Here is a 25,597-nt window from a genome sequence, read left to right as displayed (position 1 = left end):
TTGGCCGCGATGGCCGCGACGGGGCTTTCCCCGAGAGCTTCATCGTGGCCATGGCCGCTCCTGCGGAGCGAGCGGCAACAGACCCACAGGAACCACCATGCAGTCATCCATCCGCATCGGCCAGGGCTTCGATGTCCATGCCTTCGGCGACGGCGACCATGTCGTCATTGGCGGCGTCAGGATCGCGCACACGTGTGGCGTGCTCGCGCACAGCGACGGCGACGTCGCCCTGCATGCCCTGTGCGATGCGATGCTGGGCGCGCTGGCGCTCGGCGACATCGGTGTGCATTTCCCGCCATCGGACATGCGTTGGAAAGGAGCCGACAGCCGCATGCTGCTGCGTCATTGCAACGACCTGATCGCCGCGCAGGGCTGGCGTGTCGGCAATGCCGACATCACCGTGGTCTGCGAGCGCCCGAAGATCGGTCCGCATGCGCTGGCGATGCGCGAGGCGATCGCCGCCGACCTTGGCGTCGCGTTGGGCGATGTCAGCGTCAAGGCAACCACCAGTGAACAACTGGGCTTCACCGGGCGCGGCGAGGGCATCGCCGCACAGGCGGTCTGCCTGCTGGTCGCGGCGGTCGGCACGAACACTGCTGCCGCAACCGGCCAAGACGCATGAGCGATGCGGCATCGCTGGCCGATGGCCTGCCGCGTGCGCACGGCGCCGCTGCACTGAGGGGCTGGATCCGCAGCACGCCCGAGGATTTCCAGGTCGACGAGATCGATGGGTTCGCGGCCTCCGGCAGTGGCGAGCACCTGCTGCTGACGATCGAAAAGCGTGGCATGAATACCGCGTTCGCCGCCAAGCGCATCGCCGAATGGGCGGGCGTGGCGGAATCCGCAATCGGCTACGCCGGCCTGAAGGACCGGCATGCGGTGACCCGTCAGCGCATCAGCGTGCACCTGCCGAAGAAGAAAGCCCCCGAGATCGGCCTGCTGCACAGCGACGACCTGCGCGTGCTGGCGCACGACTGGCATGCGAAGAAGCTGCCGCGCGGCGCACTGGCCGGCAACCGCTTCGTGCTGCGCTTGCGCGCGCTCAGCGGCGACCGCGCGCGCATCGAGTCGCGCCTGCGCGACATCGCCACGCATGGCGTGCCCAATTATTTCGGCGACCAGCGCTTCGGGCGCGACGGCGACAACGTCAGCCAGGCCTTGTCGATGTTCGCCGGCCGCCGCATCCGTCCGGACCAGCGCGGCCTGCTGCTGTCGGCCGCGCGGTCGGAATTGTTCAACCGGGTGCTCGCCAGTCGTGTCGCGGCCGGGCACTGGAACCAGGGACTCGATGGCGAAGTCTGGATGCTCGACGGCAGCCGCAGCGTGTTCGGTCCGGAGCCGTGGAACGACGTGCTGGCCGAGCGCCTTGCCCGCTTCGACATCCATCCCAGCGGTCCGCTGTGGGGCATCGGCGACCTGCGCACGACTGGCGCGGTACAGGCGCTGGAACTGGCGGCGCTGGACGACGTGAACATCAAGAAACTGCGCGCCGGCCTGGAACGCGCAGGCTTGAAGCAGGAGCGCCGCGCCAACCGGCTGCGCCCGGCCGACCTAGCATGGTCCTGGCTCGGCGACGATGCGTTGGAGCTTGCCTTCCAGCTGCCTGCCGGCACCTATGCCACCGTCGTCCTCGATGAACTGGGCGAGCTCCAGGACGGCTCACGCGGCAGGGCGGGGCTCGACCCGCCGCCCTGATCTTCCGATCACCGCCATCCGCTCACCGCCATCCGCTGCCCCGGCCAACGCGGCCCGCCCCGCCTCAGCCCGGCTTCAACAACACCAGCACCGCGCCGGTGCCGCCCTGGGCGCTGGGTGCGGAATGGAACGCCAGCACATCGGCGCGTCGCCGCAGTACGCGGTCGACGAGGTTCTTCAGCACCGGGATGCTGCTGTCGGAATTGCGGCCCTTGCCATGGATGATCCGTACGCAGCCGTAACCGTGCACGCGCGCTTCGCGGATGAAGTCGCGCAGCATGGCTTCGGCGACGTTGGCGGTGCTGTAGTGCAGGTCGAGTTCGTCCTGCGCTGCATACAGGCCACGCGCCAGCCGCTGCAGCACGCGCGGCGTCACCTCGTCGCGGCGGTAGCGCAGGCTGTCGCCCGCATCCAGGGTTTCGACCTCGAGCATGCGCTGGAACTCGCTGCGCGCGTCGGCATCGTCGAGATCGGCCATCCGGGTGGTCGAGCGTGGGCGCGGCTTCGCGGGTGGCGCGGGCGGCGCATCCAGTTGCCGGACCTGGCCGATCGCGGCCCTGAACAGCGCGGCATCGTCGTCATCGTCGCTGGCGGGGGGCGTACGAGCCATGCCGACAGCGTAACGGGTCGCGGCGACCGTTGCAGCGGCGGTGGCGGTCGGGAATGACGCCGGGGCGAGAACACGGTGGGCATCCGGTATCATGGCGATGGCGGCAGAAGTGCGTCGCCAACGGTTCACACAGATAGAGAGGTTCATGCGCGTACTGGTCAGCAACGATGATGGCGTCGACGCGCCGGGGATCCGGATCCTGGCCGCAGGGCTCAGGGACGCCGGTCACGAAGTGGTGATCGTCGCGCCGGACCGCGACCGTTCCGGCGCCAGCAACTCGCTGACCCTGGACATGCCGCTGCATGTCGCGCAGATCGAGCAGGGGGTGTGGCGCGTTTACGGCACGCCGACCGACTGCGTGCACGTCGCGATCACCGGCATGCTGGAACTCGAGCCCGACATCGTGGTGTCGGGCATCAACAACACCGCCAACCTCGGCGACGACGTGATCTATTCCGGCACGGTCGCCGCGGCGATGGAAGGCCGTTTCCTCGGCCTGCCGGCGGTGGCGATGTCGCTGGCGACCGCCGACCACAAGGGACGCCACTACGAAACCGCGGCGCGCGCCGCCGTCGAGATCGTCGCCCGCCTCAAGGCCGATCCGCTGCCTGCCGACACCATCCTCAACGTCAACGTGCCGGACCGGCCGTGGGAGGACATCGCAGGCTTCGAGGTGACCCGGCTGGGCAACCGCCATCGCGCCGAACCCTGCATCCAGCAGCAGGACCCGCGCGGGCGCACCTGGTGGTGGATCGGCCCGGCGGGCCCTGAGATGGATGCCGGTCCCGGCACCGATTTCCATGCCGTGCGCTACGGCAACATCTCGATCACCCCGATCCACGTCGACCTGACCCGTTACCAGGCGCTGGAACAGGTTGCCAGCTGGGTCGGCGGCATGGCGTCCGAGCTCAAGGTCGGCAAGGCATGACCGCACGGCTCCGCCTGCAGCCCGAGGCGCTGGGCGTCGGCATGACCTCGCAGCGCGTGCGCGACCGCCTGATCGAACGCCTGCGCGCCGGTGCGCCGGGGACACAGGCGATCCAGGACGAGCGCGTGCTCAACGCGATCCGCACCGTGCCGCGCCACCTGTTCGTCGACGAGGCGCTGGCCACGCGCGCCTACGAGGACACCGCGTTGCCGATCGGGCAGGGCCAGACGATCTCGCAGCCCTGGGTGGTCGCACGCATGACCGAGGCCCTGTTCGCGCATTCGCAGCCGCGCAAGGTGCTGGAAGTGGGCACCGGGTCGGGCTACCAGGCGACGATCCTGGCCGCGGTGGGACTGGACGTCTACACCGTCGAGCGCATCGGCGAACTGCTGCGCGTCGCGCGCAAGCGCTTCCGCTCGCTTGGCCTCAACATCCGCAGCAAGCACGATGATGGCCGCATCGGCTGGCCCGAGCACGGACCTTATGACGGCATCCTGGTGACGGCGGGAGCGCCGGCACTGGTGGATACCCTGATCGACCAGCTTGCCCCGGGCGGCACCCTGGTGGCGCCTGTCGGCGCCTCGGGCGCGCAGACCCTGCTGATGCTGCGCAAGGACGAGGCCGGCAACGTCACCCGCGAAGAACTGGCTTCGGTCGTCTTCGTGCCACTGCTGTCAGGGACCATCGACGGATGAAGCTCTTCGCACCGCTGTACGAGCGCACGCTGGGCCTGTCGCGCCACCGGCGCGCGCCGACGTTCCTCGCCGGGCTGAGTTTCTTCGAGGCGATCGTGTTTCCGATCCCGCCCGAGGTGATGCTGGCGCCGATGTCGCTGGCGCAGCCGCGGCGCGCGTTCTGGTTCGCGACGCTGAGCCTGGCCGGTTCGATGGCCGGCGCGGTGATCGGCTACCTGCTCGGGCATTTCGCCTATGAGGCGGTCAAGCCGGCCCTGACCGCACTGGGCTGGATCGACCGCATCGACGCGCAGGTCGCCTCGCTGCGCGAGATCGTCGCCGAAAGCCCATGGAAAGCGTTCTGGCTGCTGGTGCTGGCCGGGTTCACACCCATCCCGATGAAGATCTTCACCTGGGCCTCGGGCGTCGTCGGCGTACCGATGCTGCCGTTCCTGTTGAGCATGTTCGTCGGCCGCGGCAAGCGCGTCTATCTGATCGCACTGGCGATCCGCCTTGGCGGCGAGCGTGCCGAGCGCGCGCTGTATCGCTACATCGAACCGATCGGCTGGGTCGCCACCGCGTTGCTGGCGGCAGGCGTCGGCTATCTCCTGTTCAAGGGGTTTACGGCATAAGGACCTCTGCACAATTGCGCCGTGCTGGCGATGCGATGCGCGCGCGGCGTTCGAACGGCTCCGGGACACATGCATGCACGGGCTTGTCTTCGCTGTCGCGACAGGCATTGAACGGGCTCCAGGGAGCGCATGGAATGACAGGCAACAGGAGGACACCGGGCGGATGATGCGGATGGCGTGGCAGGCAATGATCGGGACACTGGTGCTGCTGGTGCTGGTGGGATGCGGCAGCAGTCGCGTGGTCCGCGAGCCGGGAAGCGCGTCGCCTGCGGCGCGTCCCTCGACGCCTCGGCCGGGCGAGAACGTCAGCGTCCAGCGCGGCGATACCCTGTACCGGTTGGCCGTCAACCATGGCATCAGCCCGCTCGACCTGGCGATGTGGAACGGCATCCAGCCGCCTTACACGATCTACCCCGGCCAGCGCCTGCGCCTGTATCCGCCCGGCAGCAGTGCGGGACGTGCACCCACCGCAACCGCTGCGCGCCCGCCGGCCGCAACCGGCAGCCGTCCCGCGCAACCGGTCAGGCCGACCCAGGCCCCGCCGCAGCCGCCGGTGCAGGCGCCGGCCTCCAGCTCCGTCAGCTGGCGCTGGCCGACCGATGGCCAGATCATCACCCGGTTCACCAATGGCGACCCGACCAAGCAGGGCGTGGACATCGCCGGTACCGGCGGGCAGCCGGTGCGTGCGGCCGGCGATGGCGTGGTCGTCTACTCGGGTTCCGGGCTGGTTGGCTATGGCGAGCTGGTGATCATCAAGCACGACGACCAGTGGCTGTCGGCCTATGGCCACAACCGCACCCGGCTGGTCAACGAAGGGACCCGCATCAAGGCGGGCCAGCAGATCGCCGAGATGGGCCGCAGCGGCGCCGCGCGCGACATGTTGCACTTCGAGATCCGCTACAACGGCCGCCCGGTCGATCCATTGCGGTACCTCCCCGCGCGCTGATCGATTCTCGAGGTCTGACGTGCGGATCTCCGGCCCGGCGCAGCGCGCCGTGCTGTCGGCCGGGGCGGCATGCAAGCACGGCTCACCCGCTACAACGGCCGTCCGGTCGACCCGCTGTGGTATATGCCCGCGCGTTGATCGGCGCGGGTCGGGCCTGACGGGTGGGGCGGCCCCGCCTCGGCGAATCGATGGCACGGATCGAACCGATCCGTCCGCGGCCCGCAGCCTCTAGGCACCCGCCAGTACGAACCCCGCCACGACCCGGCGGCCTTCGCTGGCCAGTACGTTGAACGTGCGTGCGGCGGCGGCATTGGTCATCGACTCCAGCCCGATACCGCGGCTGAGGCAAGCCGCCAGCGTCGCGGGCGGCGGGAACGCCTGCCCGGCACCGGTGCCCAGCACGATCAGTTCAGGTTCCAGGGCGAGCAGGGGCTCGAGGTCGGCCGGGCTCAGCGAGCGGGCATCGGTGACCGGCCAGGTCTCGACCAGCGCGTGCGGCGAGACGATGAAGCTGGCCGCCAACCGACGGTCGTTGACCAAGGCGCTGGCGCCGTCGGCACCGCGCAGGAAGTAGTCGTAGTCCGGTGTTTCCAGGATCAGCTGCATCGATGCACTCCCTGTCCTGCTGGCATGGGCGGGTGTGGCGCGAGCCGGCAGGGATCGAGGCTGCGCCGGCGCCTGTCCCGCCAGCGGGGAAGGCGAGCTTGTCGGGTTCGGTCAGCCGCGCGGCAGGACGATCTGGCGCCGTTCTTCGCTGGGGCGGTACAGCACGGCGATATGCCCGATCCGCTGGATCAGGGCCGCGCCGGTCCGGGTGGCGACCGCCTGGATGATACTGTCGCGTTCATCGCGATCGCTGGCGTCGACACGGACCTTGATGAGCTCGTGGTGCTCGAGGGCGCCTTCGATTTCGCTGACGACGGCGTCGGTCAGGCCTTTGCCACCAATCTGCAGCATGGCCTTCAGCCCATGGGCCTGTCCGCGCAGGAATCGGTTCTGGGCGGGTGTCAGGGCGGTACTCATGACGGAATCGATCAAGTGGATTAGGGCATGCAGGGTATCATGCCGATCCGCTTCACCCGATGCACAGGCGTCCCCAGGCCATGGCCACCCGCAGCAAAAGCAGCCAGCGCTGGCTCAAGGAACACTTTTCCGACCCCTTCGTGAAAAAGGCGCAGGCCGAGGGCATGCGTTCGCGCGCGGCCTACAAGCTCGAGGAACTGGTCGCCCGCGACAAGCTGCTCAAGCCCGGCATGCTGGTCGTCGACCTGGGCGCCGCGCCCGGGGGGTGGTCGCAGTGGCTTCGCCAGGAGCTGGACCGGCTGGACAAGGCGCGTCCGGGACGGGTGGTCGCCCTGGACATCCTCGACATGCCGCCCCTGGCCGGCGTGGAGTTCCTGGTCGGGGATTTTCGCGAGGATTCGGTCTTGTCGATGCTTGAGACGACGCTCGACGGCCAGATGGTCGACCTTGTGTTGTCCGACATGGCCCCCAACAAGAGTGGAGTGGATGCCGTCGACCAGCCGCGCGCGATGTACCTCGCGGAGCTGGCGATGGAGTTCGCGGACCGTCACCTGCGTCCCGGCGGTGCGTTCCTGATCAAGCTGTTCCAGGGCGTGGGGTTCGATGACTACGTCAAGGAGCTGCGCAGGCGCTACACCAAGGTCGTGATCCGCAAGCCTGCGGCATCGCGGCAACGTTCGCCGGAAGTCTATGCGCTGGCACAGGGCAAGCTGGCGGCAATCAAGTAGGATGCGTTTCAAGGAATCGAGAAGGTCACGATGAACGATCTGTTCAAGAATCTGATGCTCTGGGTGCTGGTCGCCGTCGTTCTGATGGTGGTCTTCCAGAGCTTCAACCCCAAGCCCGGCGCCAGCCAGGAAATGCTCTATTCACAGTTCATGGAGCAGGTGCGTCGCGACCAGATCAAGAAGGTCGACATCGCCAGCGACGAGAAGACCATTTCCTTCGAGAGCAAGGGTGGCCAGACCGGCACCGTGATCGCGCCGCGCCGCGACGAAGGCATGATGGACGATCTGATCAACCACAAGGTCGAGATCAAGGCGGCGCCGCCGGAAACCGGCAACCTGCTGTGGTCGCTGCTGCTGAACTTCCTGCCGGTCCTGCTGATAATCGGTTTCTGGTTCTTCATGATGCGGCAGATGCAGCAGGGCGGCGGCAAGGGCGCGATGTCCTTCGGCAAGTCGCGCGCCAAGCTGCTCAACGAGGACCAGACCAAGGTCACCTTCGCCGACGTCGCCGGTTGCGACGAGGCCAAGGAAGAAGTGTCCGAGCTGGTCGAGTTCCTGCGCGATCCGTCCAAGTTCCAGAAGCTGGGTGGCAAGATCCCGCGCGGTGTGCTGATGGTCGGCCCGCCCGGTACCGGCAAGACGCTGCTCGCCAAGGCGATCGCCGGCGAAGCGAAGGTGCCGTTCTTCTCGATCTCGGGTTCGGACTTCGTCGAGATGTTCGTCGGCGTCGGCGCCAGCCGCGTGCGCGACATGTTCGAGCAGGCCAAGAAGCACTCGCCGTGCATCATCTTCATCGACGAAATCGACGCCGTTGGCCGCCATCGTGGTGCGGGCCTGGGCGGCGGTCATGACGAGCGCGAGCAGACCCTGAACCAGTTGCTGGTCGAGATGGACGGCTTCGAGGGGGGCGAGGGTGTGATCGTCGTCGCCGCGACCAACCGTCCCGACGTGCTCGATCCGGCGCTGCTGCGTCCGGGTCGCTTCGATCGCCAGGTCGTCGTCGGCCTGCCCGACGTCAAGGGCCGCGAGCAGATCCTGCGCGTGCACATGCGCAAGGTGCCGCTGGCCGACAACGTCGAGCCGATGATCGTGGCGCGCGGTACGCCCGGTTTCTCGGGCGCGGACCTGGCCAACCTTGTCAACGAGGCGGCGCTGTTCGCGGCACGCGAGAACGGCAAGGAAGTGCGCATGGATCATTTCGACCGTGCCCGCGACAAGATCCTGATGGGCGCCGAGCGCCGTTCGATGGCGATGAGCGAGGACGAGAAGACGCTGACCGCTTATCACGAGGCCGGCCACGCGATCGTCGGTCGCCTGGTGCCCGAGCACGACCCGGTCTACAAGGTCACGATCATTCCGCGCGGCAGGGCACTGGGCGTGACGATGTACCTGCCCGAGGGCGACCGCTATTCGATGAACCGCGTCGCGATCGAATCGCAGCTGTGCTCGCTGTACGGCGGACGCGTCGCCGAGGAGCTGATCTTCGGTACCGACAAGGTCACCACCGGCGCGTCCAACGACATCGAGCGCGCGACCAAGATGGCCCGCAACATGGTCACCAAGTGGGGCCTGTCCGATGAGCTCGGTCCGATCGCCTACGGCGAGGACGAGGACGAGGTGTTCCTTGGTCGTTCGGTCACCCAGCACAAGAGCGTGTCCGACGATACCGCGCGCAAGATCGACGAGGTCGTGCGCAGCATCCTCGACAAGGCCTATGACAAGACCACGAAGATTCTGACCGAGAACCTGGACAAGCTGCATGCGATGTCCAGGCTGCTGCTGGAGTACGAGACCATCGACGTGCCCCAGATCGACGCGATCATGGAAGGCCGGACGCCGCCGCCGCCAATGGGCTGGAACAAACCCAGCAACGACAGCGACAGCGATGGCGGCACGCCCTCACGGCCGATGCCGCCGATCGGCGGGCCTGCCGAGCAGACCTGATCCAACGAGGGTCCCGCCTGGGGCGGGCCCGATCCGACAACGGCGCCGATGATCGGCGCCGTTGTCGTTTGTGCGGGGCGTGATCGTCTTCGCGGCGGCGCTGCGATCGGCCATGGCCAGTCGCCGTGGTTGAACACGGCGGTCCGGGGCGAACGCGGTACGCTAGCGATCCGTTCCCGAACGTCCCGACCTCATGTTCGATACCACGCCCCAACTCGATTGCGCCGGTCGCATCCTCCGCTTCGACCGTCCGCAGGTCATGGGCATCGTCAACGTCACCCCGGACTCGTTCTCGGACGGTGGACGGCATGCCGACCCCGAATCGGCGGTGGCGCATGGCCTGCGCCTGGTCGAGGAGGGCGCCGACGTGCTCGACGTCGGCGGCGAGTCGACACGGCCGGGCGCCGATGAAGTGACGGCCGCGGACGAGATCGCGCGCGTGGTGCCGGTCATCGAGCGGCTGGCGCGCGAAACCCGGGTGCCGATCAGCATCGATACCTCAAAGCCGGAGGTGATGCGGGCGGCGGTCGCTGCAGGCGCAGGCCTCATCAACGATGTGTACGGCCTGCGCCGCGAAGGTGCGCTGGACGCGGCAGCGGAGCTTGGTGTGCCGGTGGTGCTGATGCACATGCTGGGGGAGCCCCGATCGATGCAGGCCGCGCCGGAGTACGACGATGTCGTCGGCGAAGTGCATCGTTTTCTTGCCGAGCGGATCTTCGTCGCCGAGATGGCAGGCATCGCCAAGGCGCACATCGTCGTCGATCCGGGGTTCGGCTTCGGCAAGCGCACCGTGCACAACCTGGCGCTGCTGGCACAGTTGGAACGCTTCACCGAGCTGGGCGTGCCGGTGCTCGCGGGCCTGTCGCGCAAGCGCAGCATTGGCGAGCTGACCGGACGCGAGGTCGCGGCCGAGCGCATCCATGGCTCCGTGGCCGCCCATCTGATCGCGGCGCAGCGGGGCGCGCGCTTGCTGCGCGTGCACGACGTCGCCGCGACCGTCGATGCCCTGAAGATCTGGAATGCCGTCGCGGCGGTGCCGATGCCCCGCCGTGAGATGGCGGCGCCGGCCATCCGCTGGCCTGAGGACGGCTGAGCGTCTTGCGGTGGCCAGCGCGGCGAATGCCGCGCGCGTGATCAGTTGACGCGTTGCGCGCGACATCGGCCGTGAACTGTGGAATCCATCCATAGCCGCGACTCGCGGCCATCGATGCTCCTGCAGGACAGGCCTCAGTGCACCAGGGGTGGGGTCCAAGGCTTACGAATGGGAGCGCTTGACGCGTTGTCCTGCTTCCACTGGCGCAGCAGCAGGCGCAGGGCTTCGGGCTTGTTCGTGGCTTCGCCAAGGACGCCGGCCTGATTCCTGCTGTTCTCGCCATGGCAGCCGCCGCAGGCCCTGATCTCGCCGGGCTGCATCGTGACCCAGACGCGTTCGCGGACGACCGCATTGCCGCTGGCGTCCGTGGTCTGCCAGCTCAGGGCGCGACGCGCGGGCACGAAGGCCGCGCTGGAGCCATCGGCGGCGATCTTGACGCTGCCCGGCGGGCCGCCGGCATTGGCGACATTGCCGCTGACCGACAGCGGACGCGGGATGACCCGGCGACCGTTGGCTTGGCTGGCGTTGTAGGCGCGGACCTGCTCGCCCTGGTAGATCTGGAAGTGGCTGATGTCGTAGACGCGGCCGGCGTTTGCCACGGTCTTGACCCCGCCCGGGACCTGCAGGTTGTAGGGCTGCTGGCGGTCGTTGCGGTCACGGCTGGTCTGGTTGCGGACGACGATCAGGGCCAGGTTGTTGGCCTTCATCCACGTACGCAGGCTGGTCTCGTCGACCAGCTCTTCGGTCAGCACGCTGCTTTCGGGCGACTTCAGCGCCAGCGTCGGCGCCGGCGGCGGCGTGCGCGCGACCACTTCGACCGGCTCGAGCTCCCACAGCAGGCCGTTGTAGCTGCCGCGCGAATCCGGGGTCCACCAGGTCAGGTTCTTGCTGATGCCCGGCGTCAGGGCATTACCGGTGACGAACTGGCCGGACGCGTTGACGTCGAGCTGATGCAGGCGCAGCGTCGCGCCGGACTGGAAGACCGCGCTGGAGGTATAGGCCGCGACCATCTGGCCCGACGTCAGCGGCAGCGGATTGCGGTAACGTCCGCCGGCCAGGCTGCTGCCCGACTCGTTGGGCGTCATCGCGGTGATCACCATCTGCTCGGCGTTCAAGGTCGGCGCGCCGGTGATGCGGACGATCTGGTTGGTCGTGCCCTGGGAGAACTCGCGCGCGTTGATGCCGTAATAGGTGCCGGGCGCCAGCGGGTCTTCGCGCAGGTGGAACAGGCCGCCATCGTGGCGGATGTACAGGCGGTTCGCGAACAGCGCGTTGTTGCTGTAGTAGGTCAGCGCGGTGTCGGCGGTGAACGACTGCGGCACGTACGAGAACGAGGTCTCGTGCCGGCCGATGTGGTTCAGGGTCTGCTCGAAGGTGCCGTCCTGGTTCATCTGCCAAGGGGAGAACAGGTTGTACATGTGGCCGGTGACGCCACCGAAGGTGCTGGTCGAATCGGTTCGTGGTTCCGGGAAGGTCTCGGTGGCGGTCGTCAGCTTGGCGGCGGTGCTGGCCTCGCTGGCGTAGTCGTGCGCTCCGGTGCTGCTGACCTCCGCCTGCTGGTCGCGCTGCAGGTGGTCCCAGCGGGTGAAGATCACCCGGCCATAGCTGTCGATCGTCGGCGAGAACGCGCCACTCGGGGCATGGTTGAGGATCGTCAGTTCGCCCGAGGCGGGATTGAGGCTGAAGATGCCGGTGACCGTGGGCGTACTCTCGTACTCGTCCAACTGTGGATACAGGTGCGACTCGCCGCCACGCGGACGGTCCGAGGTGAACAGGATACGGCCGTCGCTGGTGTACAGCGGCGAGACGTTGTTGTAACCGGTCGGCTGGTTGGCGACCTTGGTCACCGACGCGGTCTGGCCCAGCGCCAAGCCGGTGACTTCGTAGAGCTGCCACTTGCCCGGCGTGCTGGCGTACTGCGCCGCGGGCGCACCGACCAGCATGCTGAAGATGGCCTTGGTGCCGTTCCAGTGCACCGTGGGCTCACGTACCGCGATCGCATTCGCGCCCTGCTGGCCTTCCATGCCGAAGCCCGCTTCCTTGGTCAGGTTGCGCAGGGTGCCGTTGGCGTAGCGGATCATCAGGTCGCCGCCGCGCGGCACCTGGGCCATGCTGGTCTGGTGGTTGGCGAACGTCGAGGTGCGGCTGCCGAAGGTGTCGCCCGGCGTCGGCACCTGGGTCACGAACATGATCGGGTTCTGGATCGAGGCGGCCTTGGTGGTCGCCGCGGCCATCGTCGGCGTCGACGCTGTCGTCGCCACCGCATCGGCGGCGATGCTCCCCGTGGCGGCGACCATCGCGCCGGACGCGACCTGATCCTGGTCCGTTGTCTCGGCCGTCGTCGTGGTCACCGCCAGCGTCGGAAGCTCGCAGGCGGAGAGCAGCAGGACACTGGCCAGCAGGGCGAGCGCACGCAAGGGGCGGCGCGTTGCGCCGATGGAGTCTTCGGTCGGGACCATGCGGGTCTCAAGGTTCTCTGGCTTATCGGTATGGTTCTGGCGCCCGCAGACCGCCTGCGGCCGGACGGTCGGGCAGGTCGCCACGATGTCCACGCGCAATGCGGGCAGGTACAAAAACTGCTTTTCAGATCCCCTTGGTGCAAGCATAGGGATGTCCGCGCCTTTTTTCTGCACTTTCAGCTGAATGGAGTGAAAAAGCACGCGTGGCGCAAGCCCTTGGGCGTGATGTATGTCACGAAACCGTTACTACGCAGAATCAAATCAGGCGACCCATCACAATCCGGTCGTCGGTGGGATCTCCGCCGCGCCGCGGAGTAAGCTGGCGACCTCGTTCGCTGGGGGAGCCCAATGACTGCAAGCCTGCCGTTGATCGTGACGTTCTCCGCCTACCTGCTGCTGATGGTGGGCATCGGGTTCTGGGCCTGGCGTAGGACCACGACCTTCGACGACTACATCCTCGGTGGGCGCTCGCTGGGCAGCCTGGTCACGGCGCTGGCGGCGGGCGCGTCGGACATGAGTGGCTGGCTGCTGATGGGCCTGCCCGGCGCGCTGTATGTCAGCGGCGCCTCGGAAGCCTGGATCGCGGTCGGCCTGATCCTTGGCGCCTGGTGCAACTGGAAGTACGTCGCCGGACCGCTGCGGGTCTATACCGAGCGCACCCGCAATGCGCTGACGCTGCCAGACTATTTCACCCATCGCTTCGCCGACGACAAGCGCCTGCTGCGGATCCTGTCGGCGCTGGTGATCCTGGTGTTCTTCGCGATCTATTGCGCGTCCGGCATCGTCGCCGGTGCGCGCTTGTTCGAGAGCGTGTTCGGCGTGCCCTATGCGCAGGCCTTGTGGTGGGGCGCGGCGGCGACGATCGCCTACACCTTCGTCGGCGGCTTCCTGGCGGTGAGCTGGACCGACACCGTGCAGGCGACGTTGATGATTTTCGCGCTGCTGCTGGTGCCGGTCATGGCCATTATCGGGACCGGTGGCGTGTCGCCGGCGCTGGCGATCATCGAGCAGGTGGATCCAGCGCACCTGGACTGGATCGGCAAGGGCGGGATCGTCGCGGTGATCTCGGCGCTGGCCTGGGGATTCGGCTATTTCGGGCAGCCGCACATCCTGGCGCGCTTCATGGCGGCAGACAGCCTGGCGACGATCCCGAAGGCGCGCCGCATCGGCATGACCTGGATGGTGCTGTGCCTGGGTGGCGCGCTGGCTGTGGGCTTCTTCGGCGTCGCCTATTTCCAGTTGCATCCGCAGGCGGCGGGGCCGGTCGAGGCCAATCCGGAGCGGATTTTCATCGTGCTGTCGGAACAGCTGTTCAACCCGTGGGTGGCCGGCGTGCTGCTGTCGGCGATCCTCGCGGCGATCATGAGCACGTTGTCGTGCCAGCTGCTGGTCTGCTCGAGCGCGCTGACCGAGGACTTCTACCACGGATTCGTGCGTCCGCGTGCCGGCCAGCGCGAGCTGGTCTGGTTCGGTCGCGCCATGGTGCTGGCGGTGGCCTTGCTGGCGATCTGGATCGCGCGCGATCCGGAAAGCCGCGTGCTTGGCCTGGTGGCCTATGCCTGGGCTGGATTCGGCGCCGCCTTTGGGCCGGTCGTCGTGCTGTCGCTGTTCTGGAAGCGGATGACGGTGCAGGGGGCGCTCGCCGGCATGGTCGCCGGCGCGGCGGTCGTGCTGCTGTGGAAGCACACCGGCAGCGCGCTGTATGAAATGGTCCCGGGCGTCATCGCCGCGGTGATCGCCATCGTCGCCGGCAGCCTGCTCAGCAAGGCGCCGCCGCAGTCCGTGCAGGCCACGCACGAGCAGGTCCGGCTGACGTTGAAGGAGCAGGGCTACTGATGCGCAGGGGCGGAGGCATTGGAGCATGCCGCGCCGGAGAGCCTAGCGCGGCTTCCGGTGATGGTCGCGGCGCGTGGGTGGAGCAGGCTAGTGCGGGCCCGATCCTGACACGCCGGCTGACACGCCCTCGCTGCGTCGAGCGCCTGTATGCCTGCCGATAGCCGCCCTCCCGCCATCGCCCTGATGGGGCCGACCGCCTCGGGCAAGACCGCATTGGCGATCGACTGGGCGCAACGCCTGGGCGGCGAGATCGTCAGCGTGGATTCGGCGCTGGTCTATCGCGGCCTCGACATTGGCGCCGCCAAGCCGACCGCGCAGGAGCGCGCCGACGTTGCGCACCATCTGCTGGACCTGCGGGATCCCTGGCAGACCTATTCGGCCGCGGAGTTCGCGGTGGAGGCGGGTCGGGCCATCGACGACATCGTCGCGCGCGGCAAGCTGCCGATCCTTGCCGGCGGGACCGGCCTGTACTTTCACGCGTTGCTGCACGGCCTGTCCGCGATGCCGGAGGCCGATCCGGCGGTGCGCGCCGGCATTGCCGCAGAGGCGGCGGAACGCGGCTGGCCGGCGATGCACGCCGAACTCGCCGATGTCGATCCGGTGGCTGCACTGAAAATCCGCGCCAGCGATCCGCAGCGCATCCAGCGGGCGCTGGAGGTCTTCCGGATCAGCGGCCGGCCGCTCAGCGACTGGCAGCGCGAACTGCCGTCCACCCCGCGTTTGCCGGTGCGGGTGCTGCGCCTGGTGCTGTCGCCATCGGATCGCGCGGTGCTGCATGCGCGGATCGCCGCGCGCTTCGACCAGATGCTCGCGCAGGGGTTTCTCGACGAGGTCCGCGGTCTGCGCGCACGGCCCGGGCTGCGGTCGCATCCGGCGCCGCTGGACCTGCCGGCGATCCGCGCCGTGGGCTACCGGCAGGCCTGGGAATATCTCGAAGGCGGGGAGCCGTTCGAGGACTTCCGCAACCGCGCCGTCTCCGCGACGCGGCAACTGGCCAAGCGCCAGATCACCTGGTTGCGTGGGCAACTGGATACGCGCTGGTTCGATCCCGTCGACGATCGTCCAGCGTTGGAAGGGGCGCTCGATCGGTTTCTGAGGGTGCCTGGGACGCCTTAATCCTGTTTTTGCATGATGTCTGTGACGGCCATCACGTTCGGTTGCGCCGAGTCATGCGCGGTTGTGTACCATCCACGGACCACCGCCGTAGGGGATTCCACGGGTCAGGTGGCGCGGTCGAAAGGCCGGACACAACAATAACCAAGATGGAAAACACAGCATGTCGAAGGGGCAGTCTTTGCAGGATCCATTCCTGAACGCTTTGCGCCGTGAGCGCGTTCCGGTGTCGATTTACCTGGTCAATGGCATCAAACTGCAGGGCACGATCGAATCCTTCGATCAGTTCGTGGTGTTGCTGCGCAATACCGTCAGCCAGATGGTCTACAAGCATGCGATCTCCACCGTGGTGCCGGCGCGCAACGTGCGCGTGGGACCGGGCGGCGGCGTAGTGCAGGCCGCCGATGGCAGTACCGAACATGATTCCGACGAAAACGAGTAAACATCAGGCGTGAGCGCAATTGTTCGAACGTAGTCGCAAGGGCGAACAGGCGCTGCTGATCCAGCCGCATGCCGGCGGCCCACCCGAGGAAGGTGCCCTGGAGGAATTCGCCGAGCTGGCGCGTTCCGCGGGCGCCAATGTGCTGGGTGTGATCCCGGCCCGGCTGGATCGCAAGACGCCGTCGACGCTGATCGGCAGCGGCAAGGTCGAGGAAGTCAGGATCGCCGCCGATGCCGTCGGCGCCGACCTGGTCCTGGTCAACCATTCGCTGTCGCCCAGCCAGGAGCGCAACCTCGAGAAGGTGCTGCAGCGCCGCGTGGTGGATCGCACCGGCCTGATCCTGGACATCTTCTCGCAGCGTGCGCGCAGCCATGAAGGCAAACTGCAGGTCGAGCTGGCGCAATTGCGCCATGTGGCGACCCGGCTGGTGCGCGGCTGGACCCACCTGGAGCGCCAGCGCGGCGGCTCGATCGGCCTGCGCGGACCTGGCGAAACCCAGCTGGAAACCGACCGCCGCCTGTTGCAGAAGCGCGTCGAAGTGCTGCAGAAGCGGCTGGAAAAAGTGGAAGTGCAGCGCACCCAGATGCGCCGCGCGCGCGTCCGCAGCGAGATGCCGCGCGTCGCCCTGGTCGGCTATACCAATGCCGGGAAGTCGACGCTGTTCAACGCGCTGACCGGCGCCGACGCCTACGCCGCCGACCAGTTGTTCGCCACGCTTGATCCGACCGTGCGCAAGGTCGCGTTGCCGGGCGGCAACCTGGTGCTGGCCGATACCGTCGGCTTCGTCCGCGACCTGCCGCACGAACTGGTTGCGGCCTTCCGCTCGACCCTGTCGGAGGCCCGCGAGGCCGACCTGCTGTTGCACATCATCGATGCCGCCGATCCGCTGCGCGAGGAACGCATCGCGCAGGTCGATGAAGTGCTGGCCGACATCGGTGCCGGCGACATCCCGCAGGTGCTGGTCTACAACAAGATCGACAAGCTGCGCGTGCGCCGCACTGATGACGAGGCGGACGACACTGCCCCGGATGGAAGCGACGCCGCTACGCATGACGACTTCCCGACCGGCATCGCCCCGCGGCACGACCGCCCGCATGACGCCCAGCCCGACGAGGCGGTCCGCGAGCGGGTCTGGCTGTCGGCGCGCGATGGCCTTGGGCTGGACCTGCTGCGCGATGCGCTGGTCGCTCGGCTGGGCCTGGCGCGGCTGGTCGCGGACCTGCGGCTGCCGCCTTCGGCCGGCCGGCTGCGTGCCCGCCTGCATGCGCTGGGCGCCATCCGGGCCGAATCGCACGAGGCCGATGGCTGGGTGCTGCGGGTCGACCTGCCCCGGGCCGATGCCGCAAAGCTGGCTGCCCAGGACGATGGCGCGCCCTTGCGCGAATTTCTGCTTGAGGTGGACTTGGCGGACTTGTCTGGGGGCGAAAGCGGCCACACCTTGTAAACTATGTGTTCGCGGCGTGACCGGATCGGTCGGCCGCGATTCCTCAGGGGCGATCCGCCCGACGATTTGGAGCAGGCATGGCCTGGAAGATTCCCGGCAGCAACGATAACGGCGGGTCGGACAACAACGAGCGCAACCCGTGGCCACCGAAGCGGCGCCGCAACAGCGGACGCGGCAGCAATGGCCTGGACGGTGTCATCGAAACGCTGCGTGGCATGTTTGGCGGCGGGGGCGGCAATCCGCTGCGCTGGGTCGCCATCGGTCTGGCGCTGTTCCTGCTGTTCAACTGCTTCACGCTGATCGGCGAGCAGGAGCGCGGCGTCGTGCTGCGTTTCGGCCAGTACGCCCGGATCATGCAGCCCGGTCCCAACTTCAAGCTGCCGTGGCCGCTGGAGCGCGTGACCAAGGTCAACACCACCGGCGTGCGTACCTTCAGCAACAGCCTGCCGGTGCTGACCCGCGATGAGAACATCATCACCGTGTCGTTCAACGTGCAGTACCGCATCAGCGATCCGCAGACCTACCTGTTCGGTTCGCGCGATGCAGACGGCGTGCTGCGCCAGATCGCCCAGAGCGCGGTCCGCGAACAGATCGGCCGTGCCAACCTGGATTCGGCATTGAATGCCCGTGGGCCGCTGTCGACCGCGGCGTTCACGTCGTTGCAGGCGTCGCTGGATGCCTACCGCACCGGCCTGGTGGTCACCGAACTGAGCTTGCAGGACGCGCGTCCGCCGGAGCAGGTCAAGCCCGCATTCGACGAGGTCAACAGCGCCCAGCAGATGAACGAGCGGCTGGTCAACGAAGCCCGCGCCTACGCCGCCAAGATCGTGCCCGAGGCACGTGGCCAGGCGCAGCGCGTGCGCACGACCGCCGAAGGCTACAAGACCGCCTCGATCGCGCGTGCGACCGGTGACGCGACCCGCTTCTCGCTGTTGCTGGACCAGTACCGCAATGCGCCCGATGTCACCCGCAAGCGTCTGTGGCTGGAGACGGTGGAGCAGGTGCTGGCCGACAACCGCAAGGTCGTCGGTGGCGATGGCCGCCAGCTGATCTACGTGCCGATGCCCGGTGCAAGCGGAGCGGGCGCCAGCGGTGGCAACAGCGGCAATCCGCCGGTGCTGCCGGCCGAGGTGATCTCGCCGACGGTCAATGCCGCCCAGGATGGTGCGACGCCGATACGCAATACCCCACGTCCTACGCGCGGTGAAGGAGCCAGCCGATGAGACTGAACCTGATCCTCCCGTTGATCGCCATCGTATTGCTGGGGCTGCTCGGCTCGGTCTATGTGGTGCGCGAAGGCCAGGTCGGCCTGGTGCTGAACCTGGGTCGCGTCGCGCGCACCGAAATCGGCCCCGGCCTGCATTTCAAGGTGCCGCTGATCGAGACCGCGCGCGTCTTCGACCGCCGCTTCCAGGCCAGCGAGTTCCCGCCCGAGCGTTCGCTGACCTCAGAGCGCAAGGACGTCAGCGTCGATTTCGTCGCGATCGGTTTCATCGTCAACGTCGCCGATTTCTATCGTGCGACCGGCGGCAATGAAGAGACCGCGACCGACCGCCTGGCGCCGATCATCAAGGAATCGCTGCGCAACGAGATCAACTCGCGCACGCTGACCCAACTGGTGTCGGGCGACCGCACCGAGATGATCGCCAAGCAGTTGCCCGGCATCAACGAAGGCGCCAAGACGCTGGGCATGAGCATCGTCGACATCCGCTTCAAGCAGATCGACCTGCCGACCGACAGCGACGTCATCGACCAGGTCTACGACCGCATGCGCGCCGAGCGTAAGCAGGTCGCCAGTGCCTTGCGCGCTGAAGGCGAGGAGCAGGCGCGTATCGTCCGCGCCGAAGCCGACCGCGAGCAGACCGTGCTGCTGGCCGAAGCCGAGCGCGACGCGCAGAAGCTGCGTGGTGAAGGCGATGCCGAGGCGGCCAGCATCTACGGCCAGGCCGCGAACCGCGATCCCTCGTTCTATGCGTTCCAGCGCAGCCTCGAGGCCTACCGTGCGTCGTTCGCCGACGGCGAGGGCGTCATCGTGCTCGAGCGCAACGACCCGTTCCTGCAGTACATGCGCAGCGATCGCTGACCCCCGGAGCGGCCTGATGTCCGATCTTTGGGCCGCACTGTGCCTGGTGGCGGTGATCGAAGGGGTGCTGCTGTTCGCAGCCCCCGGCGCCTGGAAGCGTGCAATGGCGCAGTTGCAGACGATGCCGGAGCGGCACCTGCGGATCGCCGGCGGCCTCGTGCTGCTGGCCGGCCTGGTCGCCCTGCATCTGGTCCGTCGCTGAAGCCAGGCTTGGGCGGTCGCCGGTTGGGGTGGCCCCAGCCATCGAAAACCCGGATAATCCTGAAAAGCCGGTCGGGCTGATTCGATTCGAATCGTCCGCCGGCTTTTTCCGTGTCAGGGTCTGGCGTGGCAGGCGGTTCCCCGATGGAACAGGCCCGCGCAACGACGCCAGCCCCCGACACGACAACCCGTCAGCGGCCCCGATGGTCGCAACAATGCAGGAGTTACCCGTCATGGGTCAGTCAGTTGTCGTACTCGGAGCCCAATGGGGCGATGAAGGCAAGGGCAAGATCGTCGATCTGCTCACCGAAGAGATTGGTGCGGTCGTACGTTTCCAGGGCGGCCACAATGCCGGCCACACGCTGGTCATCGGTGGCAAGAAGACCGTCCTCCACCTGATTCCGTCCGGCATCCTGCGCGACGATGCGCTGTGCCTGATCGGCAACGGCGTCGTGCTGAGCCCGGCCGCGCTGAAGAAGGAAATCGGCGAGCTCGAGGCCAACGGCGTCGAAGTGCGTTCGCGCCTGAAGATCTCGCCGGCCACGCCGCTGATCATGCCGTACCACATCGCCCTGGACCAGGCGCGCGAAAAGGCCGCCGGCGGCAAGGCCATCGGCACCACCGGTCGCGGCATCGGCCCGGCCTATGAAGACAAGGTCGCGCGTCGCGGCATCCGCGTGGCCGACCTGCACTACCCGGAGCAGTTGGCCGAGAAGCTGCGCGCGGCACTGGACTACCACAACTTCGTGCTGACCCAGTACCTGAAGACCGATCCGGTCGACTTCCAGCAGACCCTGGACGAGGCGCTGGCGTTCGGAGAGTACGTCGAGCCGATGAAGTCCGACGTCGCCGGCATCCTCCACGACCTGCGCAAGCATGGCAAGCGCGTGCTGTTCGAAGGCGCGCAGGGCGCACTGCTCGACATCGACCACGGCACCTATCCGTACGTGACCTCCAGCAACACCACGGTCGGTGGCGCGCTGGCCGGGACCGGCGTCGGCGCCGATGCCATCGACTACGTGCTCGGCATCGCCAAGGCCTATGCCACGCGCGTGGGCGGCGGGCCGTTCCCGACCGAGCTCGACGACGAGGTGGGCCAGGGTCTGCGCGATCGCGGCCAGGAATACGGCGCTTCGACCGGTCGCCCGCGCCGTTGCGGCTGGATGGACATCGTTGCGTTGAAGCGTGCGGTCGCCATCAACGGCATCAGCGGCCTGTGCATCACCAAGCTCGACGTGCTGGATGGCATGAAGACGCTGAAGATCTGCATCGCCTATGAGTACCGCGGCAAGCGTACCGAATACGCCCCGCTGGACGAAGCCGGCTGGGACGAGATCACGCCCGTCTACCTTGAGTTCCCGGGCTGGGACGAGAACACCCATGGCATCACCGAATGGGACAAGCTGCCGCCGGCTGCACGCGCCTACCTGCGTGCGCTGGAAGAGCTGGCCGGTTGCCCGCTGGCGATCGTCTCCACCGGCCCCGATCGTGCCCACACGATGGTGCTGCAGGATCCGTTTGCGTGACAGCTTGCATGTCCGCTGCGTGATCGAAGGCCCCGCTGATGCGGGGCCTTTTTGTTTGCGGGGATTTCGGTGCGTGGCAAGGATCAACGCATGGCCACCTCAGGCCACGTCAGGCAGCTTGCCGATCAGCTTGTCGAGCGTGATCGGGTAGTCACGCACCCGCACGCCGGTGGCGTTGTGGATCGCATTGGCGATCGCCGCGCTGACGCCGCACAGGCCGAGTTCGCCAACGCCTTTGGCCTTCATCGGCGAACTGGCGGGGTCTTCCTCATCGAGGAAGACGACCTCCTGCTTCGGGACGTCGGCATGCACGGGCACTTCGTAGCCGGCGAGATCGTGGTTGACGAAAAAGCCCATGCGTTCGTCGACGGCGAGTGCTTCAGACAGCGCGGCGCCGATGCCCATCGTCATCGCGCCGATGACCTGGCTGCGGGCCTGCTTGGGATTGAGGATACGACCGGCCGCGCACACCGCCAGCATCCGCCGCACGCGCGTCTCGCCGGTCATCGCGTCGACGCCGACTTCGACGAAATGCGCCGCAAACGTCGACAGCTGCACCTGCTTGTCGAGGTCGCCGAATTCGATGGCGTCTTCGACGACCAGCTGACCGCTGCCGGCGGCCTCACCGAGCGGGAAACGCCTGCCGCCGCCGCGCACCTCTCCGTCGATGAACTCGGCGCTGGCGGGATCGAGCGCCAGGCTCGTGGCGACCACCTCGCGCAGCTTCATGCAGGCCGCGTAGACACCGGCGGTCGCGCTGTTGGCGCCCCACTGGCCGCCTGAGCCTGCAGAGGCGGGGAAGTCGGAATCGCCGAGCTTCACCGCGATGCGATCGATGTCCACGCCCATGACCTCGGCGGCGGTCTGCGCAATGATGGTGTAGCTGCCGGTGCCGATGTCGGTCATGTCGGTTTCGATGGTGATGCGGCCCTCGCCATCCAGGCGCGCACGAGCGCCTGATGTCATCACCGGCGCATTGCGGAAGCCCGCAGCGACGCCAAGCCCGACCAGCCAGCGTCCGTCGCGCACGCTGCCGTGTGCACGGCGCTGCTGCCAGCCGAAGCGGTCGGCGCCCTGGCGCAGGCATTCGACCAGTTGCCGTTGCGAGAAGGGCCGCTCCGGCTTTTCCGGATCGACCCGGGTGTCGTTGCGGATGCGGAACTCGACCGGATCGATGTCGAGCTTGTCGGCGATCTCGTCGATGGCGATCTCCAGCGCCATCAGGCCCGGCGTCTCGCCCGGCGCGCGCATCGCATTGCCTTCAGGCAGGTCGAGCGTCGCCAGCCGCATCTTCGTCATCCGGTGCTCGCCGGCATAGAGCAGGCGCGTCTGCTGCACGGCAACCTCGGGACCGCCACCGGGCAAGTCACCGGACCAGCTCTCGTGGCCAAGCGCGGTGATGTGGCCATCGCGCGTGCTGCCGATGCGGATGCGCTGCTCGGTCGCCGGACGATGGGTGGTGTTGTTGGCGATCAGCGGGCGCTGCAACGCCACCTTGACCGGACGCTTGGCGGCGCGTGCACCGAGCGCGGCGAGGATCGCATCGGCGCGGACGAACAGTTTTCCCCCGAAACCGCCGCCGATGTACGGCGAGACCAGGCGCACCTTGTCGCGCGGAATGCCGAGGGTGCGCGCGACGTCGCCGCGGCCCCAGGCGATCATCTGGTTCGAGGTCCACAGCGTCAGCCGGTCGCCGTCCCAGGCCGCCAGCGAGGCCATCGGTTCCATCATCGCGTGCGACTGGTCGGGTGTGGTGTAGGTCGCGTCCAGCGTGACGTCGGCGGCGGCGAACGCAGACTCGAAATCGCCGACGGCGGTGTCTGCAGGCGTGTCGTCGCCCTGTGGTTTGACCGCATGGTCTTTTTCCTGCTTCAGCGAGAAGCGACCGCGCTCGCGCATGTAGTCCACCCGGACCAGTGCAGCGGCTGCGCGCGCTTGCTCGAAGGTCTCGGCGACGACCAGTGCGATCGCCTGGTGGTAGTGCTGGATCTCCGGGCCGCCGAGCAGCCGCGCGGTGTTCATCCTGCCCTTGGCGAGCTTGCCGGCGTTCTGCGCGGTGACGACCGCGAGCACGCCGGGCGCGCGTTCCGCAGCACGGATGTCGATCGAGGCGATGCGGCCCTTGGCGATGCCGGCGCCGACGACATGGCCATAGGCGGCGCGTTCGGTGGCGTCGTGCCACTCGTAGGTATAGGTGGCGGTGCCGGTGACCTTGTGCGGGCCGTCGATGCGGTCCAGTGGCTTGCCGACGACGCGCAGGCGGTCGACGGGGTTGCGGCCGGCGGGGGTGTCGAACTTCATGGCGTGGCCTCCCGGGCTTCGACCAGGACCGCAGCGATGGTGCGCTCGGCCAGTGTCAGCTTGAAGCGGTTGTCGTCGGTCGGCGAGGCGCCTTCGAACAGGCGAGCGGCGGTGGCCTTGGCTCCACGTCGCAGTTCGTCTTCCGCGGCGGTGACCCGCCAGGGCTTGTGCGCGACCCCGCCGACCGCCAGGCGGCCGCTGCCATCGGCTTGCACGATCGCGGCCACCGACACCAGCGCGAAGGCGTAAGAGGCGCGATCGCGGACCTTGCGGTAGATCTGCCGCCCGCCGAGCGGGGGCGGCAGCAGCACGGCGGTGATCAGTTCGCCGGAGGCCAGTGCCGTCTCGTGTTGCGGCGTATCGCCGGGGGCGAGGTAAAGATCGTCCAGTGCGATACGACGCGTGCTGCCGTCGGGCTTGATGGTTTCGACGACGGCATCGAGCGCGCGCATCGCGACCGCCATGTCGCTGGGATGGGTCGCGATGCAGTGGCGGCTGCCGGCAATGACGGCAAGCGGGCGGCTGTAGCCTTCGAGCGCACCGCAGCCACTGCCGGGCAGGCGCTTGTTGCAGGGTTGCGCGGTGTCGTAGAAGTAGGGACAGCGCGTGCGCTGCAGCAGGTTGCCGGCCGTGGTCGCGCGGTTGCGCAATTGGCCCGAGGCGCCGGCGAGCAGGGCGCGCGACAACAACGGGTAGTGTCGACGCACGCGGCGGTCGGCGGCCAGGTCGGTATTGCTGACCAATGCACCGATCCGCAATCCGCCATCGGCGGTCCTGTCGATGTCGTCGAGCTCGAGGCCGTTGACATCGACCAGATGCGTCGGCGTTTCGATCTCCAGCTTCATCAGGTCGAGCAGGTTGGTGCCGCCGGCAATGAAGCGGGCGTGCGGCGTGCGCGCAACGATGGCGGCGGCGTCGGCGGGCGAGCTTGCACGTTCGAAGTCGAAGACCTTCATGCGGTGGCTCCTGCCGGATCCGCCGGGATTGCCTTCGCACCACGGTTCGCGTGACTGGATGCGGTGTGCTTTGAATCGGTTTCCTTCAAGCCGATTCGCTCCGGTCCCATCGCGGCGACCTCCTCGATTGCCTCCAGGATGTTCGCGTAGGCGCCGCAGCGGCACAGGTTGCCGCTCATGCGCTCGCGGATCTCGTCGCTGCTTGCGGTCGGCGTCGCGCCAAGATCGGCGCTGACATGGCTGGGGATGCCGTCGCGCAGTTCGTCGAGGACCGCCACGGCCGAGCAGATCTGGCCTGGCGTGCAGTAGCCGCACTGGTAGCCGTCTTGTTTGACGAAGGCGACCTGCATGGGATGCATCCGTTCCGGTGTGCCCAGGCCTTCGATCGTGGTCACGCGGGCGCCCTCGTTCATCACGGCCAGGCTCAGGCAGGTGTTGATGCGACGTCCGTCGACGATCGCGGTGCAGGCCCCGCACTGGCCATGGTCGCAGCCTTTCTTGGTGCCGGTCAGCTGCAGGTGTTCGCGCAGCAGATCGAGCAGGGTCGTGCGGGTGTCGACCTCGATGGCGTGGGCGCGACCATTGACGTGCAGCGTGACGCGTCGGAGCACGGGTGCGCTTGCGGGGACGGGTTGGGTCGCGGCGTCGGCCGCCTGCGCGATTCCGGGGGTGGCAACCGCCCCGGCGGAGGCAGCGGTAGCCTTCAGCAGGGCGCGGCGGGTGAGCGGGGGCATGGCGGTTCCTTTGGCTGGCGACCGTGATGAACGGGCTGGCGGGGAGGTGCGACACATCGGGATGGCGCAGCGCTCAGCATGCGCGCGCTGTTGTGTCGGAAGGGTCAACGCCTGCAGGCTGGCATTGGCACCTGCGTCCCCACGCCTCATCACCAGGGGCGGAGCGCATGGCGACGAGCGCAGAGCAGCGATGATCAAGCTTCCTTGCCTGCTTGCCGTCAGCGTCGTG

The 25,597-nt window shown here is 67.8% G+C and carries 24 protein-coding genes; 17 read left to right on the top strand and 7 right to left on the bottom strand.

Annotated elements, in window-relative coordinates; translation table 11 throughout:
- Positions 1-97 precede the first annotated feature (97 nt).
- Together ispF and truD are read left to right on the top strand one after the other, a co-directional pair.
- Positions 98-622, top strand: coding sequence for a 2-C-methyl-D-erythritol 2,4-cyclodiphosphate synthase (gene ispF / locus ACYX7E_RS16215; RefSeq protein ID WP_462081637.1), 525 nt, complete (start codon positions 98-100; stop codon positions 620-622).
- Positions 619-1,695: a tRNA pseudouridine(13) synthase TruD gene (gene truD, locus ACYX7E_RS16210; protein ID WP_462081636.1), complete on the top strand. Its 1,077-nt coding sequence runs from the start codon at positions 619-621 to the stop codon at positions 1,693-1,695. Before ispF ends, truD begins: the two co-directional genes overlap by 4 nt.
- Positions 1,696-1,759: 64 nt before the next feature.
- Here truD and ACYX7E_RS16205 read toward each other — a convergent pair whose 3' ends face one another.
- A complete protein-coding gene (locus ACYX7E_RS16205) occupies positions 1,760-2,305 on the bottom strand; it encodes a Smr/MutS family protein (protein ID WP_462081635.1) in 546 nt (181 codons plus the stop codon).
- A 145-nt stretch (positions 2,306-2,450) separates the two neighbouring features.
- Between ACYX7E_RS16205 and surE the strand changes: the two genes are divergently transcribed.
- The 4 genes from surE to ACYX7E_RS16185 all read left to right on the top strand — a co-directional run bounded on the left by surE (position 2,451) and on the right by ACYX7E_RS16185 (position 5,485).
- Entirely contained in the window at positions 2,451-3,233 is a 783-nt protein-coding gene (surE, locus tag ACYX7E_RS16200; protein ID WP_462081634.1) for a 5'/3'-nucleotidase SurE, read from the top strand.
- Positions 3,230-3,928, top strand: coding sequence for a protein-L-isoaspartate(D-aspartate) O-methyltransferase (locus ACYX7E_RS16195; protein ID WP_462081633.1), 699 nt, complete (start codon positions 3,230-3,232; stop codon positions 3,926-3,928). Before surE ends, ACYX7E_RS16195 begins: the two co-directional genes overlap by 4 nt.
- Positions 3,925-4,539, top strand: coding sequence for a YqaA family protein (locus tag ACYX7E_RS16190; protein ID WP_462081632.1), 615 nt, complete (start codon positions 3,925-3,927; stop codon positions 4,537-4,539). Before ACYX7E_RS16195 ends, ACYX7E_RS16190 begins: the two co-directional genes overlap by 4 nt.
- Before the next feature lie 166 nt (positions 4,540-4,705).
- Positions 4,706-5,485: a peptidoglycan DD-metalloendopeptidase family protein gene (locus ACYX7E_RS16185; protein WP_462081674.1), complete on the top strand. Its 780-nt coding sequence runs from the start codon at positions 4,706-4,708 to the stop codon at positions 5,483-5,485.
- A gap of 228 nt (positions 5,486-5,713) precedes the next feature.
- Here the strand turns inward: ACYX7E_RS16185 and ACYX7E_RS16180 are convergent, their stop codons facing one another.
- Positions 5,714-6,091: an Mth938-like domain-containing protein gene (locus ACYX7E_RS16180; RefSeq protein ID WP_462081631.1), complete on the bottom strand. Its 378-nt coding sequence runs from the start codon at positions 6,089-6,091 to the stop codon at positions 5,714-5,716.
- A 111-nt stretch (positions 6,092-6,202) separates the two neighbouring features.
- Positions 6,203-6,508, bottom strand: coding sequence for a ribosome assembly RNA-binding protein YhbY (gene yhbY, locus ACYX7E_RS16175; protein WP_462081630.1), 306 nt, complete (start codon positions 6,506-6,508; stop codon positions 6,203-6,205).
- Positions 6,509-6,588: 80 nt separating this feature from the next.
- Here yhbY and rlmE point away from each other — a divergent pair, with 80 nt between their 5' ends.
- The 3 genes from rlmE (at position 6,589) to folP (ending at position 10,273) form a co-directional block, all read left to right on the top strand.
- Positions 6,589-7,236 (top strand): 23S rRNA (uridine(2552)-2'-O)-methyltransferase RlmE, encoded by a 648-nt coding sequence (gene rlmE, locus ACYX7E_RS16170; protein WP_462081629.1) that lies wholly within the window; start codon positions 6,589-6,591, stop codon positions 7,234-7,236.
- 30 nt (positions 7,237-7,266) lie between these two features.
- On the top strand, positions 7,267-9,180 hold the full coding sequence (gene ftsH, locus ACYX7E_RS16165; protein WP_462081628.1) for an ATP-dependent zinc metalloprotease FtsH: 1,914 nt from the start codon (positions 7,267-7,269) through the stop codon (positions 9,178-9,180).
- A gap of 193 nt (positions 9,181-9,373) precedes the next feature.
- Positions 9,374-10,273, top strand: a complete 900-nt coding sequence (gene folP / locus ACYX7E_RS16160; RefSeq protein ID WP_462081627.1) for a dihydropteroate synthase — start codon at positions 9,374-9,376, stop codon at positions 10,271-10,273.
- Positions 10,274-10,407: 134 nt separating this feature from the next.
- On the opposite strand, the gene ACYX7E_RS16155 is transcribed toward folP, so the two are convergent.
- Positions 10,408-12,732, bottom strand: coding sequence for an HzsA-related protein (locus ACYX7E_RS16155; protein ID WP_462081626.1), 2,325 nt, complete (start codon positions 12,730-12,732; stop codon positions 10,408-10,410).
- Between the two features lie 348 nt (positions 12,733-13,080).
- Here ACYX7E_RS16155 and putP point away from each other — a divergent pair, with 348 nt between their 5' ends.
- The 8 genes from putP to ACYX7E_RS16115 all read left to right on the top strand — a co-directional run bounded on the left by putP (position 13,081) and on the right by ACYX7E_RS16115 (position 21,377).
- Positions 13,081-14,568, top strand: a complete 1,488-nt coding sequence (gene putP / locus ACYX7E_RS16150) for a sodium/proline symporter PutP (RefSeq protein ID WP_462081625.1) — start codon at positions 13,081-13,083, stop codon at positions 14,566-14,568.
- 147 nt (positions 14,569-14,715) lie between these two features.
- A complete protein-coding gene (gene miaA / locus ACYX7E_RS16145) occupies positions 14,716-15,684 on the top strand; it encodes a tRNA (adenosine(37)-N6)-dimethylallyltransferase MiaA (protein WP_462081624.1) in 969 nt (322 codons plus the stop codon).
- A 160-nt stretch (positions 15,685-15,844) separates the two neighbouring features.
- On the top strand, positions 15,845-16,123 hold the full coding sequence (hfq, locus tag ACYX7E_RS16140; protein WP_462081623.1) for an RNA chaperone Hfq: 279 nt from the start codon (positions 15,845-15,847) through the stop codon (positions 16,121-16,123).
- 19 nt (positions 16,124-16,142) lie between these two features.
- Positions 16,143-17,567, top strand: coding sequence for a ribosome rescue GTPase HflX (gene hflX, locus ACYX7E_RS16135; RefSeq protein ID WP_462081622.1), 1,425 nt, complete (start codon positions 16,143-16,145; stop codon positions 17,565-17,567).
- Between the two features lie 77 nt (positions 17,568-17,644).
- The gene (hflK, locus tag ACYX7E_RS16130; protein WP_462081621.1) at positions 17,645-18,790 is read left to right on the top strand and encodes an FtsH protease activity modulator HflK; all 1,146 of its coding nucleotides are present in this window, start codon (positions 17,645-17,647) and stop codon (positions 18,788-18,790) included.
- Positions 18,787-19,650 carry a protease modulator HflC gene (gene hflC, locus ACYX7E_RS16125; protein WP_462081620.1) on the top strand — a complete coding sequence of 288 codons (864 nt, stop codon included), beginning with the start codon at positions 18,787-18,789 and terminating at the stop codon, positions 19,648-19,650. The genes hflK and hflC overlap by 4 nt, the downstream gene beginning before the upstream one ends.
- A gap of 16 nt (positions 19,651-19,666) precedes the next feature.
- Positions 19,667-19,852 (top strand): DUF2065 domain-containing protein, encoded by a 186-nt coding sequence (locus ACYX7E_RS16120; RefSeq protein WP_462081619.1) that lies wholly within the window; start codon positions 19,667-19,669, stop codon positions 19,850-19,852.
- Between the two features lie 232 nt (positions 19,853-20,084).
- Positions 20,085-21,377 carry an adenylosuccinate synthase gene (locus ACYX7E_RS16115; protein ID WP_462081618.1) on the top strand — a complete coding sequence of 431 codons (1,293 nt, stop codon included), beginning with the start codon at positions 20,085-20,087 and terminating at the stop codon, positions 21,375-21,377.
- Between the two features lie 99 nt (positions 21,378-21,476).
- On the opposite strand, the gene paoC is transcribed toward ACYX7E_RS16115, so the two are convergent.
- Genes paoC through paoA form a run of 3 tightly spaced genes read right to left on the bottom strand, consistent with a single transcriptional unit; the run spans position 21,477 to position 25,368 of the window.
- A complete protein-coding gene (gene paoC, locus ACYX7E_RS16110) occupies positions 21,477-23,678 on the bottom strand; it encodes an aldehyde oxidoreductase molybdenum-binding subunit PaoC (protein ID WP_462081617.1) in 2,202 nt (733 codons plus the stop codon).
- Positions 23,675-24,634, bottom strand: coding sequence for an FAD binding domain-containing protein (locus tag ACYX7E_RS16105; RefSeq protein ID WP_462081616.1), 960 nt, complete (start codon positions 24,632-24,634; stop codon positions 23,675-23,677). Before ACYX7E_RS16105 ends, paoC begins: the two co-directional genes overlap by 4 nt.
- Positions 24,631-25,368: an aldehyde dehydrogenase iron-sulfur subunit PaoA gene (gene paoA, locus ACYX7E_RS16100; protein WP_462081615.1), complete on the bottom strand. Its 738-nt coding sequence runs from the start codon at positions 25,366-25,368 to the stop codon at positions 24,631-24,633. Before paoA ends, ACYX7E_RS16105 begins: the two co-directional genes overlap by 4 nt.
- Positions 25,369-25,597 lie beyond the last annotated feature (229 nt).

This window comes from Luteimonas sp. RIT-PG2_3 (assembly GCF_054902115.1).
The sequence above is the reverse complement of the archived record's forward strand: the minus strand, read 5'-3'. Positions and strand labels throughout refer to the sequence as shown.

Bases quoted from the DNA above. Each gene is read 5' to 3' on its own strand.
- ispF (WP_462081637.1), top strand. From the start codon at position 98: ATGCAGTCATCCATCCGCATCGGCCAGGGCTTCGATGTCCATGCCTTC.
- truD (WP_462081636.1), top strand. From the start codon at position 619: ATGAGCGATGCGGCATCGCTGGCCGATGGCCTGCCGCGTGCGCACGGC.
- ACYX7E_RS16205 (WP_462081635.1), bottom strand. From the start codon at position 2,305: ATGGCTCGTACGCCCCCCGCCAGCGACGATGACGACGATGCCGCGCTG.
- surE (WP_462081634.1), top strand. From the start codon at position 2,451: ATGCGCGTACTGGTCAGCAACGATGATGGCGTCGACGCGCCGGGGATC.
- ACYX7E_RS16195 (WP_462081633.1), top strand. From the start codon at position 3,230: ATGACCGCACGGCTCCGCCTGCAGCCCGAGGCGCTGGGCGTCGGCATG.
- ACYX7E_RS16190 (WP_462081632.1), top strand. From the start codon at position 3,925: ATGAAGCTCTTCGCACCGCTGTACGAGCGCACGCTGGGCCTGTCGCGC.
- ACYX7E_RS16185 (WP_462081674.1), top strand. From the start codon at position 4,706: ATGCGGATGGCGTGGCAGGCAATGATCGGGACACTGGTGCTGCTGGTG.
- ACYX7E_RS16180 (WP_462081631.1), bottom strand. From the start codon at position 6,091: ATGCAGCTGATCCTGGAAACACCGGACTACGACTACTTCCTGCGCGGT.
- yhbY (WP_462081630.1), bottom strand. From the start codon at position 6,508: ATGAGTACCGCCCTGACACCCGCCCAGAACCGATTCCTGCGCGGACAG.
- rlmE (WP_462081629.1), top strand. From the start codon at position 6,589: ATGGCCACCCGCAGCAAAAGCAGCCAGCGCTGGCTCAAGGAACACTTT.
- ftsH (WP_462081628.1), top strand. From the start codon at position 7,267: ATGAACGATCTGTTCAAGAATCTGATGCTCTGGGTGCTGGTCGCCGTC.
- folP (WP_462081627.1), top strand. From the start codon at position 9,374: ATGTTCGATACCACGCCCCAACTCGATTGCGCCGGTCGCATCCTCCGC.
- ACYX7E_RS16155 (WP_462081626.1), bottom strand. From the start codon at position 12,732: ATGGTCCCGACCGAAGACTCCATCGGCGCAACGCGCCGCCCCTTGCGT.
- putP (WP_462081625.1), top strand. From the start codon at position 13,081: ATGACTGCAAGCCTGCCGTTGATCGTGACGTTCTCCGCCTACCTGCTG.
- miaA (WP_462081624.1), top strand. From the start codon at position 14,716: ATGCCTGCCGATAGCCGCCCTCCCGCCATCGCCCTGATGGGGCCGACC.
- hfq (WP_462081623.1), top strand. From the start codon at position 15,845: ATGTCGAAGGGGCAGTCTTTGCAGGATCCATTCCTGAACGCTTTGCGC.
- hflK (WP_462081621.1), top strand. From the start codon at position 17,645: ATGGCCTGGAAGATTCCCGGCAGCAACGATAACGGCGGGTCGGACAAC.
- hflC (WP_462081620.1), top strand. From the start codon at position 18,787: ATGAGACTGAACCTGATCCTCCCGTTGATCGCCATCGTATTGCTGGGG.
- ACYX7E_RS16120 (WP_462081619.1), top strand. From the start codon at position 19,667: ATGTCCGATCTTTGGGCCGCACTGTGCCTGGTGGCGGTGATCGAAGGG.
- ACYX7E_RS16115 (WP_462081618.1), top strand. From the start codon at position 20,085: ATGGGTCAGTCAGTTGTCGTACTCGGAGCCCAATGGGGCGATGAAGGC.
- paoC (WP_462081617.1), bottom strand. From the start codon at position 23,678: ATGAAGTTCGACACCCCCGCCGGCCGCAACCCCGTCGACCGCCTGCGC.
- ACYX7E_RS16105 (WP_462081616.1), bottom strand. From the start codon at position 24,634: ATGAAGGTCTTCGACTTCGAACGTGCAAGCTCGCCCGCCGACGCCGCC.
- paoA (WP_462081615.1), bottom strand. From the start codon at position 25,368: ATGCCCCCGCTCACCCGCCGCGCCCTGCTGAAGGCTACCGCTGCCTCC.